The following is a 14,375-nucleotide window of genomic DNA, read 5'->3' as shown; positions in this document are numbered from 1 at the left end:
GTGCCGAGCTCGGTCCGAGCCTGAAGCGCCTAAGCGAAAGAACATCTGCGTCTCACCAGAAGTGAGCGGAACACCAATGGTTAGCGGAGGATATTGTGTTGGCGACCCTCGATGCAGTTGGTCAGCTGGGGCGAAGTCGCTCACTTCGCGTAGGCCGCCGTGAGCGCCTCGACGAACGCCTCGGCGACGTCGCGGTGGACGAAGATGCGTTCCACGGCCACGCAGATCTGCCCGCTGTTGGCGAACGCGCCCAGTGCGGCCTGTTCCGCCGCCCAGACCGGATCGACGTCCGCGTCGACGATCAGCGGGTCGTTGCCGCCGTTCTCCAGCAGCACCTTCGCGCCGGTCGTGGCCGCGGCCGCGGCCAGCGACCGCCCCGTCGCGGTGCTGCCGACGTGGGCGATCACGTCGACGTCCGGGTGCTCGGCGAGCCACGATCCGACGGTGCCGTCGCCCACGAGATGCTGCAGCACGCCCTCCGGGAAGAACGGTCGGAGCACCTCGCCGAACAGCGCCCCGGTGTGCGGGCAGCGTTCGCTCGGCTTGGCCACGACCGTGTTGCCCGTGGCGAGCGCCGCGCCGATCCACCCGCAGGCGACGGCGACAGGGTCGTTCCACGGCGTCAGCGCCACCACGACTCCCCGCGGTTCGGGCACCATCAGGTCGGTCGCCGACGGCCGGCCCGCCAGCGCGCGTCCACGGTGCACCGGCCCGAGTTCGGCGTATTGGCGCAACGTCGACACGCCCGCGAGCACGCCCTCGCGCGCCTCGGTCGCGGGCCGGCCCGTCTCCGCCTCGTTGGCCGTGGCGGGGTCGTCGGCCCCCTCGGCGCGGGCGTCGGCGGCGTCGCGCGGCGCCTGCGCCCGCGACTCGGCCGGAGTCCCGGCCCAACTCGGAAAGGCGGACCTGGCTCGGCCGACGGCCGCGGCCACGTCCTCGCGCGTGGCCATGGCGATCCGGCCGACGAGGCTGCCGTCGGTGGGACTGTCGATGCGGATGCTGGGTCCGTCGGTGGGAGCGGCCGACGGCAGGTCGAGTGGCAGGGCAAGGTCGGTCGTCATCGGTTGTTCGGCACCTCACGGGGTCGCGACGGCCGCGGTCACGCCGTCGGGGTCGGTCGGGGCGGGGCGGGGTCAGCTCTTGGAGAACTCCGCGCTCACGGCGTTCGGCCCGTCGTACGTGCGGTCGGGGATGTTCTCCAGGTGTCGCATCACCTCGTCGTCGGCGCCCTTCTCGCGGGCGTGCCTCACGAGGTCGTCCTTGCCGCACGGGTAGTCCACGCCGGCGAGATACTTCTGCATCTGGATGGGGTTGGGCTGGGACATGGTTTCCACCTCCGGGCCGGGCATACCCCCGGTGAGAGCCGGGTAACCGAGCACGGTGGATGCCGAACCGGCCGAGTTGCTCCGCACCGCGATGCGCGTGTCGAACACGCTGCGGGCCCACGGCGTGCGGTTCGCGTTGGCCGGTGGGTGCGCGGTGTACGCCCACGGCGGCCCCGCGTCCGAGCACGACGTGGACGTGTTCCTGACCGAGGAGGACGCGCCCGTGGCCCGCAAGGTGCTCGTGTCGGCGGGCATGCGCGCGGTCGACCCGCTGGAGGACTGGCTGATCAAGGTCTACGACGGCGACTGCCTCGTGGATCTGATCTTCCGGCCGAACAACAGGCCGGTGACGCCGGACCTGCTCGACCGGGCCGAGGACCTGCGCCTGGGCGCCACGAGGGCCCCGGTCCTGCCCGCCACGGACCTGCTCGTCGACAAAGTGTCGGTGCTCGAGGCCCACCGCTGCGACTTCACCCCGCTGCTGCCCATCGCTCGGGCCGTGCGCGAACAGGTCGACTGGGCCGTCGTGGCCCGCGAGACCGCGACCTCGCCGTACGCCCGGGCGTTCCTCACGCTGCTGTCCGAGCTCGGCATCACAGACGGGCGCGAACTCGCCCACGCGAAAGGAGCTCCGCATGTCCGGCCCACTCGAACCCGGTGAGGTGCACCGGCGCCCCGAGTACACGGCGGCGAGACTGCGGCGAGCGCTCGCCGAGGACCCGCGCACGGCGGAGCTCGGCATCCAGGTGGACGTCCGCGGCGAGCACGTCTACCTCAGCGGCACCGTCTCGTCGCAACCCTGCAAGGAGCATCTCGTGGCCGTCCTGCACGAGCGCGAACCCCAGCTGCGGCTCCACAACGACGTCCGCGTCGTGGAAGCGACCGAACCGGACGACACCGAGGTCCTGTCATGATCACTCTCGCGGCCGTCGGGGACGTGCACCTCGGCGAGGACGCCCAGGGCAGACTGCGCCCGGCGCTGGAGCACCTGCCCTCGCGAGCCGACGCCCTCCTGCTGGCGGGCGATCTCACCCGGCACGGCACGCCCGACGAGGCCCGCATCGTCGCGCACGAGTTCGCCGACCTGGGCATCCCGGTCGTCGCGGTGCTCGGCAACCACGACTACCACGGCGAGGCCGTGGACGAGGTCACCGCGATCCTGCGCGGTGAGGGCGGGATCCACGTCCTGGAAGGCGACGGTGTGGTGCTGCCGGTCGACGGGGCCCGGCTCGGCATCGCGGGGGTGAAGGGCTTCGGCGGAGGTTTCGAGGGGCGCTGCGCCAGCGCGTTCGGCGAACCGGAGATGAAGGCGTTCGTGGAGCACACGGTGGACATCGCGGACTCCCTGCGCTCGGCGCTCAAGGAACTCGACGCGGACGTGCGGGTGGCGCTCACGCACTACTCCCCCGTGCCCGACACGCTGCACGGTGAGCCGCTGGAAATCTATCCGTTCCTCGGCGCGTACCAACTCGGTGAGGTGGTCGACGAGGCGGGCGCCACGCTGGCCCTGCACGGGCACGCGCACTCGGGCTGCGAACACGGCGTCACGCCCGGCGGAGTGCGCGTCCGCAACGTCGCGCAACCGGTGATCCGCTCGGCGTACGCGCTGTACCGCATCCAGGACGGCGGAGAGAGCGCATGACGACCACGGTGGTGTGGGACGGAGCCCCGGACCTTCCGACGGTCCTCGTGTTCGACCCGGCACCGCCCTCCGGGCCGGCCGAGCTGCCCTCCGCGTGGCGGGAGCTGACCGGCAGCCGGCAGGTCGTGTGGTGCCGGTTCGCGGCCGAACAGGCCCTGGCCGAGGTCGACCGGCTGCTCGGCGACGCGGACGCGTTCGGCAGGCCGGTCGACGCCGTCGTCCACGGCGACCCTCCCGACGTCCTGGACGTCCTGCGCAGGCACGCCGACCAGGTCCGCGCGATGATCGTGGTCGACGCCGACCCCGGCGCGCTCCACGACGTCGGCGACGTCCGGGTCGTCACCGTGGGCCACCCACGCACGCCACCACGCGAGATGACCGGGGACGCCGTGCACGCGGACGTCGCCGCGGCACTCGACGCCCTGGACGCCGACGATCTCGGCGAGGCGGTGCGCCCGCGGCGCGGGAGCGAGGACTGACCGAGACCGTCGACCGTCCGGGTCACTCGTCCTCGTCGGGCTCGTCCTCGTCCTCTTCGTCCTCGTCCTCGTCGGGTTCGCCGAGGTCGGTGAGGTTCAGCAGCTCGTCACTGTCGATGAGTGCCTTCCCGTCGCGGACCACCATGCCGAGCCGGTGCGACTCGCGGACGACGGAGTCCGCCTTGGTGAACTCGACCTCGACCTCGACGACGTGGCCGCTCACCGCGGTGGGGCCACCGACGATCCGCACCGCCTCGATGGTGTCCCAGAACTGGAGGTAGGTGTCCTCGCCCTGGGCCTGCAAGCCCGGGCCGAGCATCTGCCAGCCCTGCTCGACGCCGTCCGGCATGAGCGCGTAGTAGTCGGCGACCGCCTTCTCGAGCTCGGCCGGGGGCAGCACGTCCGGCTGCGGCTCCTGCGTGGTCGGCTCGGTGCTCGGCGCGCTCGACGAGGAAGGAGGGGCCGTGGACTGGGACACGCTGACGCTCGTGGTCGGCCCACCGTCCGCGCTGTGCGCACCGTCGGAGTCGCCGGAGTCGCCCGAGCCGCTGATCAGCAGCTCGGCGATCAGGACGCCCACCGCCGCCGCGGCGAGCACGGCGAGCACGGTGGTCGCCACCCGCGCTCGCGACCAACCGCCGTTGCCCTCGCCCCCGTGCTGAGCCGCCGGCACCGGGGTCGACGGCCCGGTGGGGTGCCTGCCGTGGGGCGGTCCCGTGGGATGCCTGCCGTGAGAAGGCCCCGTGGGGTGCTGGGGAGGTCCCGTGGGGTGCTGCCCCATGCCCGGCCCTTGACCGTGCACGGCCGCCGCGGGCGGCAGCGTCGTCCCCGTCGGGGTGGGGGGTCCGGGCGGTTGCGCGGTCGGCGCCTGTGGCGAGGCGGGGATCGCCGACAGGGCCGCCGGGTTCAGGGCGACGCGGGTCGAGCCCCGCACCGGGTTCGGCGGCAGTGTGGGGGCGTCCAGGCCGTCGGGCCGTCCCTCTGACACCGCGCGCAACGCGGCCTCACACTGCTTCATCGTCGGGCGCGCGTTCGGTTCGTTGTGCAGCATCGCCCGCAGGACGTTGTCCAGCGACCCGGCCTGCCGCGGCGGGATGATCTGGCCCGCGGCGACCACGTGCAGCATCGCGATCTCGTTGCCGGGGTTCTCGAACGGCGGCCGGCCCTCCACCGCCGCATACAGAGTCGCGCCCAGCGAGAACACGTCGGCGGCGGGGCCGGGTTCCGCGCCCCGGGCGGTCTCGGGTGACAGGAACGCGGGAGTGCCCGCCAGCAGACCCGTGCTGGTCACGGTGATGTCCCCGGCGGCTCGTGAGATGCCGAAGTCGGTGATCTTCGCGATGCCGTCGTCGGCGATCAGGATGTTGCCCGGCTTGACGTCACGGTGGATGACGCCCGCGTCGTGGGCCTTGACCAGCGCCGCCGCGACCTGCGCACCGACGCCCGCGATCTCGGCCGGGGGCAGCACACCGCGCTGGTCGAGGATGTCGGCGAGGCTCCGCGAGGGCAGATACTCCATCACGAGCACCGGCTGACCCTCGTGGTCGGCGACGTTGTACACCGAGATGGCGTTGGGGTGTTGCAGGCGGGCGGCGATGCGCCCCTCCCGGAACGCACGCTGACGTGCCTTCTCGGTCTCCGTCTCGTTCAGTCCCGGCGGCAGCAACAGTTGCTTGACAGCCACCGAACGGTCGAGTCGGACGTCGATCGCGCGCCAGACGACGCCCATCGCACCGCTGCCGATCTGGTGTTCCAGGCGGTAACGCCCGGCGATCAGTGTCTCGTCGCCCTCACTCACTCGTGGCCCCTCCTGTCGACCCCCGACAGACTAGAGCGTCACGATCACGGTCCCCGCCCAGGTCCGGCAAGCCGCGCGGTATCGAGTATTCGACGTGGCGAGCGCGTCGAGCAGCGTTTCCCTGTCACCCCAACGGGGTAATTGGAGCTGGTCCGTGACTCCCGATCGAGGAGACGTTCATGAAGCGCGGCGCGCAGACCGCCGCCGCGGTCATCGCAGGTTATCTCTTGGGACGCACCAAGAAGATGCGCCTCGCCCTGATGATCGCCGCGGCCGGTGCGACAGGAAGACACGGCACCAACGCCACAGGACTGCTGAAGTCGGGGCTCTCGCAACTCGGCGAGTCGGCCGAACTGGGCAAACTCACCGGGGGCGTGAAGGAAGAGCTGCTGGGGGCCGCCCGCGCGGCAGCGACCAGGGCGGCGACCTCACGCATCGAGTCGCTGACGGAGAGGCTGGCCGGTGATACCGGCGGCAGCGAGGACACCGGCGACGCCGGCGAGGAGGAGCCGGATTCCACCGAGCAGGGCCGCGAGCCCGAGGAGACGTCGGAAGCCACCGAGATCGCCGAGGAGTCGGCGGAGCCGGATCGGCGACCGGGGACCCGCAGGCGAGCTCGCCGGTCGGCCGACGACGAGGAGTCGGAACCTGCTCTTCCTCGTCCCCGGCGTCGCCCGTCATCGGGTGAGGGCAATCGGCGTCCGGTCCGTCGGCGCCGCGAACAGGCCGAGGACGCCGACCGCGCAGCCGCCACGGACGACGGCGAGACCGAAGCACGCCCGCGCACGCGAGCACGCTCCTCGGCAGGCCGCTCCCCGGTGCGCAGAAGCGGGAGGTGAGCCATGACCAGGGCAGCACGCGCGGCCGCGGACAAGGCATCGAGCACGGCCAAGGGCACGGCCAAGACCGCGAGTAAGGCGGGCGACAAGGCCGGTGACGCCGCGAAGAAGGTCGGCGAGGCCGCTCCGGGCGGCGAGCTGACCAGCGCGTTGAGCACGCTCGCCGGTGTCGCGGCGAAGAAGGCGGGCTCCATGGTCGCCGGCAAGGTCAGCGAGTCGGCCGGGCGGCTCACCGACTACGCCACCGGTCAGGGCGACGGAGGGCTGATGACAGCGCTCACGGGTGCGAAGAAGCTGGCCGAGGGCAAGAGCCCCGTGGGCGCCGCGCTCAGCACGGGTGTCTCGAAGGTCGGCGAGAAGGTCAAGAAGGCCTTCGGCGGCGGCTCGGGCAAGAAGGGCGGTGGGCTGAAGCTCACCAACATCGTGGAGTCCATCGACGTGGGCGTGCCCGTCGAGGTCGCCTACGACCAGTGGACCCGGTTCACCGACTTCCCGTCCTTCATGAAGAAGGTCGAGAACGTCGAGCAGGAGTCCGACGAGAAGCTGAACTGGAAGGCCCAGATCCTCTGGTCGCACCGGACGTGGGAGGCCACGATCACCGACCAGGTGCCGGACCAGCACATCGTGTGGCGGTCGAAGGGCGCGAAAGGCTACGTCGACGGCGCGGTGACGTTCCACGAGTTGGCTCCCCGGCTCACCCGGATCCTCGTGGTGCTGGAGTACCACCCGCAGGGCTTCTTCGAGCAGACCGGCAACCTGTGGCGCGCCCAGGGCCGCCGCGTCCGCCTGGAGCTCAAGCACTTCCGGCGCCACGTCATGACGCAGACGCTGCTGAATCCGGACGAGGTCGAGGGCTGGCACGGCACGATCCACGACGGCGAGGTCGTGGACGACGGCAGTGAGGGCCGCCCCCGCGACCGGGACGACTCCGACAGCGGGTCCGAGTCCGATGAGGACTGGGACGAGGACGAATACGAGGGCGAGGACTACGACGAGGGAGAGGACGAGGACGAGGACTACGCCGACGAGGACGAGTCCTCGTCGGACGACGAGCAGGACGACGAGGACACCGGCGAGCGGCGGCCCGCGCGGCGCGCCCGTGCGCGTCGGTGACGAAGGAGGACGTACCACGTGACCACGGCAGTAGCAGCGACCGGAGGCGGCGGGGGTCCGTCGCCGTCCGGTCTGGCCGACGTGATCGACACGATCCTGGACAAGGGTCTGGTGATCGACGCCTACGTGCGGGTGTCGCTGGTCGGCATCGAGTTGCTGACCATCGACGCGCGCATCGTGGTGGCCAGCGTGGACACCTATCTGCGGTTCGCCGAGGCCACCAATCGGTTGCAGGTGGCCGACGACGACAAGAAGGGGCTTCCCGAGCTCATCGAGGACATGAATTCGGGCGCCGCCAAGTCGCGGACCAAGGGCGCCTTGGAGGCGGCCGGCGACAAGTTGCGCGACGTGCTCGGTGAGACCGAGACCGACGAGAGGAGGTCGTAAGTGGCGCAGGCAGCGACCCGGGAGGCCGACCGGAGCGATCAGGAGACCGGCGCGCGGACCGCGATCTACATCTACGGCATCGTTCCGTCCGATGTGGAGACCGACGACGAGGTGAAGGGCATCGGCGACCCGCCCGGCACGATCGAGACGGTGCGGCACGGCGACATCGCCGCGCTCGTCAGCGAGATCCCGGTGGACCGTCCACTCGGAACCCCGGACGACCTGACCGCGCACGCGCGGATCCTCGACGCCTCCGCGGGCGAGGTGCCCGTGCTGCCGCTGCGGTTCGGCGCGGTGGTCACCGACCGGGACGCGGTCACGGACGAGCTGCTCGCCGACCACCACGACGAGTTCGCCGCCGCCCTGACCGAGTTGGAGGGCCAGGCGCAGTACATCCTCAAGGGCCGCTACGACGAGCGCGCGATCATCAGCGAGATCATCGAGGAGAGCTCCGACGCACAGCGGCTCCGCGACGCGATCCGCGACAAGCCCGAGGAAGCGACCCGCAACGAACGCCTGGCGCTGGGGGAACTGATCGCCAACACCATCGCCGCCAAACGCGAGGCCGACACCGGCAGCGCCGTGCGGGCTCTGGAGGAGCTCGGCGTCGACGTGGTCGTGCGGGAGGCGACGCACGAGCGCGACGCCGTCTACCTCGCCTGCCTGGCGAGCGTGGCCGAGCAGCGGGAACTGGAGCAGGTGGCCGACGACCTCGCCACGCAGTGGGGCGAGCGCGTGAATCTGAAGTTGCTGGGCCCGCTCGCGCCCTACGACTTCGTCCACACCACCCGCCCCGGCGGTTGACCCCGCCGAAGCGGCAGCAGAAGAACGAAGGAGGCACCGACGTGGGACTGGTGACGACGATTCTGGGGCTACCCCTGGCGCCGGTGCGCGCGGTCGTGTCCCTGGCGGACGTGATCCGCGAACAGGTGGACCGCGAGCTCTACGACCCCGCGTCGGTGCGCCGGGAGCTGGAAGCCGCCGAGGAGGCCCGCGCCGCGGGCGAGATCACGGCCGAGGAAGAGGCCGAGATCCAGCAGCGGGCCCTCGGCAGGCTCACCGGCTACGACGGAACCGACCCGGGCTCTGACATCGCCGGAGAGCGGTGACGGCGATGGCTCAGGACCTCGACGAGGTGACCGCCACGGAGGCCGCCGAACTCGCCCTCGGCCACATCGAACGGCTCACCAAGCGGCAGACGCTCGGCGTCACCTCCGTCCGCCCCACCGAGGAGGGCTGGCTAGCGGAGGTGGAGGTCGTGGAGGAGAGCCGCGTGCCCTCCACGGCCAACATCCTCGGCCTGTACGAGGTGGATCTGGAGCCGGACGGCGAGCTGGTGTCGTACCGGCGCACCCGGCGCTACGCACGCGGCCGTACCGAGTGAGGGACTCGGCGCACCACAGCACGCAGGAAAGGCACGAAGCACATGACCTCATCGGGACGCCCCGGTTCGGCGTTGACGTCGTCGGTGGGTTCGGCGGCGAGTCATCAGCCCGCGAACCTCGGCGACATCCTGGAACGGGTCCTCGACAAGGGACTCGTGATCGCGGGCGACATCCAGGTGAACCTGCTCGACATCGAGCTGCTGACGATCAAGCTGCGCCTCGTGGTCGCCTCCCTGGAGACGGCCAAGGAAGTCGGCATCAACTGGTGGGAGAACGACCCCTGGCTCACCGGCGACAACGGACACAAGAAGGTCGACACGGACAGGCAGAACGAGCTCGAACGCGAGAACCGCGAGTTGCGTCGGCGCCTCGAAGCGCTGGAGGCGCGCTCGTCCACGCAGGTCGAGGCTGGCGCGCCGCGCGTGGAGGACGTGATCGACGCCGAGCCGGTACCGGAGGAACGAGATGGCTGAGGAACCGACGACCGGACGGTGGCTGTACGCGGTGGCTCGGGGACTCGACGTGACGTTGCTGGAGGAACTGCGCGGGGTCGCCGACGCACCGGTGAGCGGCGTCCCGGTGCCCGCGGAGGCGGGCGGCGACCCGCTGATCGCGGTGGTCAGTCCCGTGTCGCTCGCCGAGTTCGGCGAGCAGGCGCTGCGCCGCAACCTGGAGGACCTCGACTGGCTCGCCGCCACCGCCCGCGCGCACGACGCCGTCGTGGCCGCCGTGTCCGGTGCCGCCTCGGCGGCGGTGCCGTTGCGGCTGGCCACGGTGTGCTTCGACGACGACCGCGTCCGGGAGCTCGTCGACGAGAGCAGGGCCGAGTTCGCCACCACGCTGGACGCCCTCACCGGCCGGACCGAGTGGGGCGTCAAGGTCTACACCGATCCGGCCGCGCTCGCGTCGACCGAAGCCCCGACACCGGCCACCACCGCCAGCACAGCCTCGGCGACGGCGGGCGGGTCGGGCGCCGCCTACCTGAGGCGGCGCAAGGCCGCCCTGTCGGCGAGGGAGACGGGCGAGCGGATCGCCGCGGAACACGGCGAGCGGCTGCACTCGCGCCTGGCCGAGGCGGCCGTGGCCTACCGCCGCCACGCGCCGCAGGACCCGAAGCTGTCGGGCGAGCGGGCTCACATGGTGCTCAACGGCGCCTACCTCGTGGACGACGACCGGGCGAACGCCTTCGCCGAGCTGGTCCGCGCACTCGACGCCGAGCACGAGGCGGTACGGGTCGAACTGACCGGGCCGTGGCCGCCGTACTCGTTCGCCGCGGTGCACCAGCCGGACCATCGGCAACGCTCGGAGCAGCCGTGACCGAACCGACCCGTCCCGACACCGTGGACCTCCTCGAACCGGTCGCCGACGAGGTGAGCGTGGGCTCTCCCGAACGCCGGATCGCCCTGGTGGACCTGCTCGACCGCGTGCTCGCGGGAGGCGTGGTCCTGACCGGTGAGATCCGGTTGTGCATCGCCGACGTCGACCTCGTGCACGTCTCGCTGCGCGCGCTCATCACGTCGGTCGGCACGCTGAACCGAGGTGGTCGCCCGTGACCGAGGCCACCGGTGACCCACGCCACCGCAACCCGCTGGCCGAACGCATCGACTCCGACCCGGAGAACGTCGAACACGGGTTGGCGAGCCTGGTGCTGACCATCATCGAGCTGCTGCGCCAGCTCATGGAGCGGCAGGCGCTGCGCCGCGTCGACGAGGGTGATCTCACCGATGAGCAGGTCGAACGTATCGGCCAGACCCTGATGAAGCTCGAAGAACGGATGGAGGAACTCCGCGAGCACTTCGGGCTCGCTCCCGAGGACCTCGACATCGACCTGGGGCCGCTGGGTCCTCTGCTCGGCGACTGACGAGCGTTTCCTATGCTGTCGCGCCATGGGTTGGTTGTCAGGCGCACAGCAGGTCGCCTTCGCCCGGCGTGACCTCGAAACCCTCACGCGGCGACTCGGCGCCGCCGGTGTGACGGCATCGGCCCTCGACCCGGGCCGGCTCGCGAGCGTCGACCAGCACTCGGCCGCGGTGCGCGACATCCTCACGATGGACGGCGGCACGCTCGGAGTCGTCGACCTCGCCGCGTACGCCCAGGGCGTGCTCGACGCGGCGGCGGAAGCGGACTGGACACCCGAGACCCACCACTGCTCCCCGTGCCCGACCGGCGAGTGGATCGCGCTGCGGTTGCTGGCGGTGTGCGCTCTCGCGGAGGCCTCCCCCGCCGACGACGTCCCGGACATCGACCCCCTGCTCTTCTCCTGAGACGACACGAGACGCCGGGCCCCGTTTCCGGGCCCGGCGTCTCGTCGGCGTGCTTACGACGAGCTCGGCGGCTGCGCGGTGCGCTCCGTCTGCTCGCCCTGCGCCTGGAAGGGTTCGGTCTGGGCGCGGCTGACGTCCTCCCGACCGCGCTGGTAGGCCTCCGCCTGCGCCTTGGCGTTCGGCATCTCCTCCTCGGCGCGGTTGAGCCACCGGTCCCAGCGCTGCTGCATCGGGCGCATCAGGCCGCCCCCGACACCGATCGCGAGGATGGCCCCGATCGTCGCGAGCACCGCGATCAGCACCGGCGTCGTCACCGTGGTGGCGACGCCGATCTGGTTGAGCGCCGCGATCACACCGAGCCCGATGATGACCGCCTGCGCCGCGGTGGCGAGCGCGCGACCGTAGCTCAGCCCGCTCATGGCGCCCATCATGAGGTCCTTGACGGCGTTGGCGATCGCGGCGACCACGACGACGATCACGATCGCGACGATGGCCCGCGGCAGCCAGGCGACGATCGCGGCGAGCATCGAGCTCACCGGGTTCGGGCCGAAGACCCCGAAGGCGATCTGCAGCGCGATCAACAGCACGGCGTAGAACACGATCGCCGCGACGAGGCCGCTCGCGTCGTACTTCGACCGCTCCAGTGCGCGCTTGATCCCGCCGCGTTCCACGGCCCGGTCGAAGTTCAGCCGCTCCAGGACGACGTCGACGAGCTTGCGCAGACCTTTGGCCACCAGCCACCCGATGAGCAGAATGACCAGGAAGGCGGCGAACTTCGGCAGGAAGGTGATGACCGACCGAAGGGCGTCGTTGAACGATTCCGTGATGTTCATCGGGTTCACATCCTTTCCGTGGCCGGCCCGTCTCTTCCTCGTCCTGCGCTCCTCCGGTGCTCCCCCGTGGTCGGTCGAGACCACCGGAGGTGCGTCCTTCGGATCCTGCTTGTGCCGGGCCACACGGTTCGTCGGCTGTGCGGGTGATTACCCGGTTTGCGGGCTGACACTCACGAGCCGTAGACACCCTTTCGAGGCCGCGTCGGTCCACCTGGGTGACAACCGGGGGCCGTAAACCCACAAACCTTCAGCAATAGCACACTCTGGGTGACCGGGTACGCACAGGTCGTTGTCACGGCCGAGCCGTCACACGACATAGTGTGAGCGCCCGCGAGCGGAGGTGATCGTGACCGAGGTCGACTATTACGCGGTGCTGGGCGTCGAGCGCCAGGCCTCCACCCCGGAGATCAAGTCCGCGTACCGTGCCCTCGCCCGGCGGGCGCACCCGGACGCGGGCGGTTCGGCGGAGGAGTTCCAGCTGCTGCGGCAGGCGTACGACACGCTGGCCGACCCGATACTGCGAGCCGCCTACGACCGCCGGGGTCGGCGACCGTCCCTGGCCCTGGCCGCGGAGACCCGCGGCCAGCGCCGCGCACGCCCTCGCCGGTTCGGCGAGGACCCCGACTTCGTCCCCACCGCTCCTGTCGTCGACGTCGACTCCCTGCCGTGGTGGCACCTCGTCGAGAACGCCGCCCGCGTGCACTACGCCCACCCCGGATCGCCCGGCCACGCCACCGCGGGCGGCGCGCTGGCCGGGGCGGTGCTCCTGCCCCTGCCACTGGTCGTGCCCTTCGCGTTCTCGGTGTGGCTGACGGCGGTGTGGGCACTGCTCGTCGTGTCGGCGTCGGCCGCCGCCGTGCTGCTCGTCCGACGGCACCTGGAGTCGCTGCGCACGGTTCGCTCGTTCCGCAGCGAGTTCGGCGACCGCGTCGTGTTCGGCGCGCCGGGCACCGAGGCCGACGAAGTGCCTCAACGGCTGACCGCCGAGCTGTTCGAGCGGTACCTCACGCGCCTGCCGGGAGTCCGCATCTTCCACGGGCTCGCGTGGCCCGACTCGGTGTTCGCCGACATCCACCACGCCGTCCTGTGCGGGCGCAGGCTCGTGCTCGTGGAGTCGAAGTCGTGGTTGCCGGGACACTACGGACTGGCCGACGACGGGACCCTCACCCGCAACGGTCGCCGGTTCCGCGGCGGTGGTTCGCAGCTCCACACCGGGGTCGAGGCCTTCCGTCGCCTGCTTCCCGACGTGGAGGTGCGGGCCGCTCTCGTGCTCTATCCGAGCCGGGACGGCGAGATCACGGCCGACGAGCCGTACCTCGACGACCTCGACGACGTCTCACCGCTCACGCCAGAACAGTTCGTGGAGCAGATCGGCGACTGGCTGGCCGCCGAACCCGTCACGGTCGACCGGCACGTCTTCCGCACGGTGCTGGGCCAGGTGGTCGGCACCGCCTCCGCCTCCGCGGCGTGAGCGGGGCGGGCCGACGCGCCGGATACGCTGTCGCCACCGCCCACGAGGAGTCAGCGCATGACCGACAGCGTGCCCGCCCGCACCGACGGCCCGACGGTACCGACGAGGAGGATCGCGGCGTTCGCCCTGGTGGCGCTGCTGGTCGGTGTGGGGATCATGGCGCTGCTGCACGTCCTGCCGTCGAGCGCCGACGTGGATCCGGTGCGGCGGACGATCAGTGAATACGCCCACCGCCAACACCGGCGACTGTTCGAGACGTCGGTGTTGGCGGTGGCGTTCGGCTCGGCGCTCGTGTTCGTCACCCTCGCGGCGCGCGGCTACGTCCGGCGCGTGTCCGTGAGCACGGTCTGCGGTGCACTGTGGGTGCTCGGCCTCGTGGCGGTCACGGTGTTCCCCAAGACGGACTGGTCGGTGGGACCGAGCGTGGAGGGAACCATCCACCGCTACGCCAGCGTGCTGGCCTTCGTGTGCCTGCCGTTCGCGGTCTGGTCGGCCGCGACCGCGTTGTCCGGACCGACGCGCTGGCGTCGGGTGGCCAAGGCGCTCTCACTTCTGGCCGGGGTCTGGCTCCTGGTGATCGTCGGTGCCGTCGTGGTGATGCTGGCGGGTGGTGAGCCGTGGTGGCGGTCCATCCCGCTCGGGCTGGTCGAGCGGCTGCTGGCGGCCACGGAGGTCGCGGCGGTGCTGGCCTTGGTCTCGGGCCTGCTGCTCGGCGACGATCACACCCCCGAAAAAGCCGATCCCCTGGTACGGTACTAAGCGCACGCTTACCCAACGCCCAACGACACTCGACGACGAGGAGCCCGACGGGCCGCCGTGCGTTCGAGCGTCCGAACGAA

The 14,375-nt window shown here is 71.3% G+C and carries 20 protein-coding genes and 1 pseudogene; 17 read left to right on the top strand and 4 right to left on the bottom strand.

From position 1 onward, the window contains the following. Both SACAZDRAFT_RS00970 and SACAZDRAFT_RS00965 read right to left on the bottom strand, forming a co-directional pair. Window positions 1–1,061 (bottom strand): annotated as a pseudogene (locus tag SACAZDRAFT_RS00970) (aldehyde dehydrogenase family protein); the annotation flags it as partial. 72 nt (window positions 1,062–1,133) lie between these two features. Next, the gene (locus SACAZDRAFT_RS00965) at window positions 1,134–1,325 is read right to left on the bottom strand and encodes a DUF2795 domain-containing protein (protein WP_005437799.1); all 192 of its coding nucleotides are present in this window, start codon (window positions 1,323–1,325) and stop codon (window positions 1,134–1,136) included. 55 nt (window positions 1,326–1,380) lie between these two features. Here SACAZDRAFT_RS00965 and SACAZDRAFT_RS00960 point away from each other — a divergent pair, with 55 nt between their 5' ends. The 4 genes from SACAZDRAFT_RS00960 to SACAZDRAFT_RS00945 are packed head-to-tail and all read left to right on the top strand — an operon-like array spanning window position 1,381 to window position 3,446. Next, window positions 1,381–1,986 (top strand): nucleotidyltransferase, encoded by a 606-nt coding sequence (locus tag SACAZDRAFT_RS00960; protein ID WP_005437797.1) that lies wholly within the window; start codon window positions 1,381–1,383, stop codon window positions 1,984–1,986. Beyond that, entirely contained in the window at window positions 1,961–2,239 is a 279-nt protein-coding gene (locus SACAZDRAFT_RS00955; RefSeq protein WP_005437795.1) for a BON domain-containing protein, read from the top strand. Before SACAZDRAFT_RS00960 ends, SACAZDRAFT_RS00955 begins: the two co-directional genes overlap by 26 nt. Beyond that, window positions 2,236–2,967 carry a metallophosphoesterase family protein gene (locus SACAZDRAFT_RS00950; RefSeq protein ID WP_005437793.1) on the top strand — a complete coding sequence of 244 codons (732 nt, stop codon included), beginning with the start codon at window positions 2,236–2,238 and terminating at the stop codon, window positions 2,965–2,967. Before SACAZDRAFT_RS00955 ends, SACAZDRAFT_RS00950 begins: the two co-directional genes overlap by 4 nt. Beyond that, window positions 2,964–3,446 (top strand): hypothetical protein, encoded by a 483-nt coding sequence (locus SACAZDRAFT_RS00945; RefSeq protein WP_005437791.1) that lies wholly within the window; start codon window positions 2,964–2,966, stop codon window positions 3,444–3,446. Before SACAZDRAFT_RS00950 ends, SACAZDRAFT_RS00945 begins: the two co-directional genes overlap by 4 nt. Before the next feature lie 22 nt (window positions 3,447–3,468). Here SACAZDRAFT_RS00945 and SACAZDRAFT_RS00940 read toward each other — a convergent pair whose 3' ends face one another. Further along, complete coding sequence (locus tag SACAZDRAFT_RS00940) at window positions 3,469–5,244, bottom strand: serine/threonine-protein kinase (RefSeq protein ID WP_005437789.1); 1,776 nt, start codon at window positions 5,242–5,244, stop codon at window positions 3,469–3,471. A gap of 179 nt (window positions 5,245–5,423) precedes the next feature. Here SACAZDRAFT_RS00940 and SACAZDRAFT_RS00935 point away from each other — a divergent pair, with 179 nt between their 5' ends. The 11 genes from SACAZDRAFT_RS00935 to SACAZDRAFT_RS00885 are packed head-to-tail and all read left to right on the top strand — an operon-like array spanning window position 5,424 to window position 11,232. After that, a complete protein-coding gene (locus SACAZDRAFT_RS00935) occupies window positions 5,424–6,083 on the top strand; it encodes a hypothetical protein (protein ID WP_005437787.1) in 660 nt (219 codons plus the stop codon). A gap of 3 nt (window positions 6,084–6,086) precedes the next feature. Beyond that, entirely contained in the window at window positions 6,087–7,196 is a 1,110-nt protein-coding gene (locus tag SACAZDRAFT_RS00930; RefSeq protein ID WP_005437785.1) for an SRPBCC family protein, read from the top strand. 18 nt (window positions 7,197–7,214) lie between these two features. Further along, a complete protein-coding gene (gene gvpJ / locus SACAZDRAFT_RS00925) occupies window positions 7,215–7,583 on the top strand; it encodes a gas vesicle protein GvpJ (RefSeq protein WP_005437784.1) in 369 nt (122 codons plus the stop codon). Further along, the gene (locus SACAZDRAFT_RS00920; RefSeq protein ID WP_005437783.1) at window positions 7,584–8,387 is read left to right on the top strand and encodes a GvpL/GvpF family gas vesicle protein; all 804 of its coding nucleotides are present in this window, start codon (window positions 7,584–7,586) and stop codon (window positions 8,385–8,387) included. Between the two features lie 41 nt (window positions 8,388–8,428). Next, entirely contained in the window at window positions 8,429–8,692 is a 264-nt protein-coding gene (locus SACAZDRAFT_RS00915; protein WP_005437782.1) for a gas vesicle protein GvpG, read from the top strand. A 5-nt stretch (window positions 8,693–8,697) separates the two neighbouring features. Further along, window positions 8,698–8,967 (top strand): gas vesicle protein GvpO, encoded by a 270-nt coding sequence (gene gvpO / locus SACAZDRAFT_RS00910; protein WP_005437781.1) that lies wholly within the window; start codon window positions 8,698–8,700, stop codon window positions 8,965–8,967. A 42-nt stretch (window positions 8,968–9,009) separates the two neighbouring features. Beyond that, entirely contained in the window at window positions 9,010–9,441 is a 432-nt protein-coding gene (locus SACAZDRAFT_RS00905; protein ID WP_005437779.1) for a gas vesicle protein, read from the top strand. After that, window positions 9,434–10,285: a GvpL/GvpF family gas vesicle protein gene (locus SACAZDRAFT_RS00900; protein WP_005437776.1), complete on the top strand. Its 852-nt coding sequence runs from the start codon at window positions 9,434–9,436 to the stop codon at window positions 10,283–10,285. Before SACAZDRAFT_RS00905 ends, SACAZDRAFT_RS00900 begins: the two co-directional genes overlap by 8 nt. After that, complete coding sequence (locus SACAZDRAFT_RS00895; RefSeq protein WP_005437774.1) at window positions 10,282–10,521, top strand: gas vesicle protein; 240 nt, start codon at window positions 10,282–10,284, stop codon at window positions 10,519–10,521. Before SACAZDRAFT_RS00900 ends, SACAZDRAFT_RS00895 begins: the two co-directional genes overlap by 4 nt. Then, window positions 10,518–10,829 (top strand): gas vesicle protein K, encoded by a 312-nt coding sequence (locus tag SACAZDRAFT_RS00890; RefSeq protein ID WP_005437772.1) that lies wholly within the window; start codon window positions 10,518–10,520, stop codon window positions 10,827–10,829. Before SACAZDRAFT_RS00895 ends, SACAZDRAFT_RS00890 begins: the two co-directional genes overlap by 4 nt. A 25-nt stretch (window positions 10,830–10,854) precedes the next feature. After that, window positions 10,855–11,232 (top strand): DUF6401 family natural product biosynthesis protein, encoded by a 378-nt coding sequence (locus SACAZDRAFT_RS00885; RefSeq protein WP_005437771.1) that lies wholly within the window; start codon window positions 10,855–10,857, stop codon window positions 11,230–11,232. Between the two features lie 53 nt (window positions 11,233–11,285). On the opposite strand, the gene SACAZDRAFT_RS00880 is transcribed toward SACAZDRAFT_RS00885, so the two are convergent. Further along, on the bottom strand, window positions 11,286–12,065 hold the full coding sequence (locus tag SACAZDRAFT_RS00880; RefSeq protein ID WP_005437769.1) for a mechanosensitive ion channel family protein: 780 nt from the start codon (window positions 12,063–12,065) through the stop codon (window positions 11,286–11,288). Between the two features lie 346 nt (window positions 12,066–12,411). Between SACAZDRAFT_RS00880 and SACAZDRAFT_RS00875 the strand changes: the two genes are divergently transcribed. Both SACAZDRAFT_RS00875 and SACAZDRAFT_RS00870 read left to right on the top strand, forming a co-directional pair. Beyond that, on the top strand, window positions 12,412–13,536 hold the full coding sequence (locus SACAZDRAFT_RS00875; protein WP_005437767.1) for a J domain-containing protein: 1,125 nt from the start codon (window positions 12,412–12,414) through the stop codon (window positions 13,534–13,536). A 57-nt stretch (window positions 13,537–13,593) separates the two neighbouring features. Continuing rightward, a complete protein-coding gene (locus SACAZDRAFT_RS00870) occupies window positions 13,594–14,295 on the top strand; it encodes a DUF998 domain-containing protein (protein ID WP_005437762.1) in 702 nt (233 codons plus the stop codon). Window positions 14,296–14,375 lie beyond the last annotated feature (80 nt).

It is taken from the genome of Saccharomonospora azurea NA-128 (assembly GCF_000231055.2).
In the GTDB taxonomy this organism is placed as follows: Bacteria; Actinomycetota; Actinomycetes; order Mycobacteriales; family Pseudonocardiaceae; genus Saccharomonospora; species Saccharomonospora azurea.
This window is presented reverse-complemented; position numbering and strand designations above follow the sequence as displayed.

Coding starts and splice junctions, on each gene's coding strand:
- SACAZDRAFT_RS00965 (WP_005437799.1), bottom strand. CDS start 1,325: ATGTCCCAGCCCAACCCCATCCAGATGCAGAAGTATCTCGCCGGCGTG.
- SACAZDRAFT_RS00955 (WP_005437795.1), top strand. CDS start 1,961: ATGTCCGGCCCACTCGAACCCGGTGAGGTGCACCGGCGCCCCGAGTAC.
- SACAZDRAFT_RS00950 (WP_005437793.1), top strand. CDS start 2,236: ATGATCACTCTCGCGGCCGTCGGGGACGTGCACCTCGGCGAGGACGCC.
- SACAZDRAFT_RS00945 (WP_005437791.1), top strand. CDS start 2,964: ATGACGACCACGGTGGTGTGGGACGGAGCCCCGGACCTTCCGACGGTC.
- SACAZDRAFT_RS00935 (WP_005437787.1), top strand. CDS start 5,424: ATGAAGCGCGGCGCGCAGACCGCCGCCGCGGTCATCGCAGGTTATCTC.
- SACAZDRAFT_RS00930 (WP_005437785.1), top strand. CDS start 6,087: ATGACCAGGGCAGCACGCGCGGCCGCGGACAAGGCATCGAGCACGGCC.
- gvpO (WP_005437781.1), top strand. CDS start 8,698: ATGGCTCAGGACCTCGACGAGGTGACCGCCACGGAGGCCGCCGAACTC.
- SACAZDRAFT_RS00905 (WP_005437779.1), top strand. CDS start 9,010: ATGACCTCATCGGGACGCCCCGGTTCGGCGTTGACGTCGTCGGTGGGT.
- SACAZDRAFT_RS00900 (WP_005437776.1), top strand. CDS start 9,434: ATGGCTGAGGAACCGACGACCGGACGGTGGCTGTACGCGGTGGCTCGG.
- SACAZDRAFT_RS00885 (WP_005437771.1), top strand. CDS start 10,855: ATGGGTTGGTTGTCAGGCGCACAGCAGGTCGCCTTCGCCCGGCGTGAC.
- SACAZDRAFT_RS00880 (WP_005437769.1), bottom strand. CDS start 12,065: ATGAACATCACGGAATCGTTCAACGACGCCCTTCGGTCGGTCATCACC.
- SACAZDRAFT_RS00870 (WP_005437762.1), top strand. CDS start 13,594: ATGACCGACAGCGTGCCCGCCCGCACCGACGGCCCGACGGTACCGACG.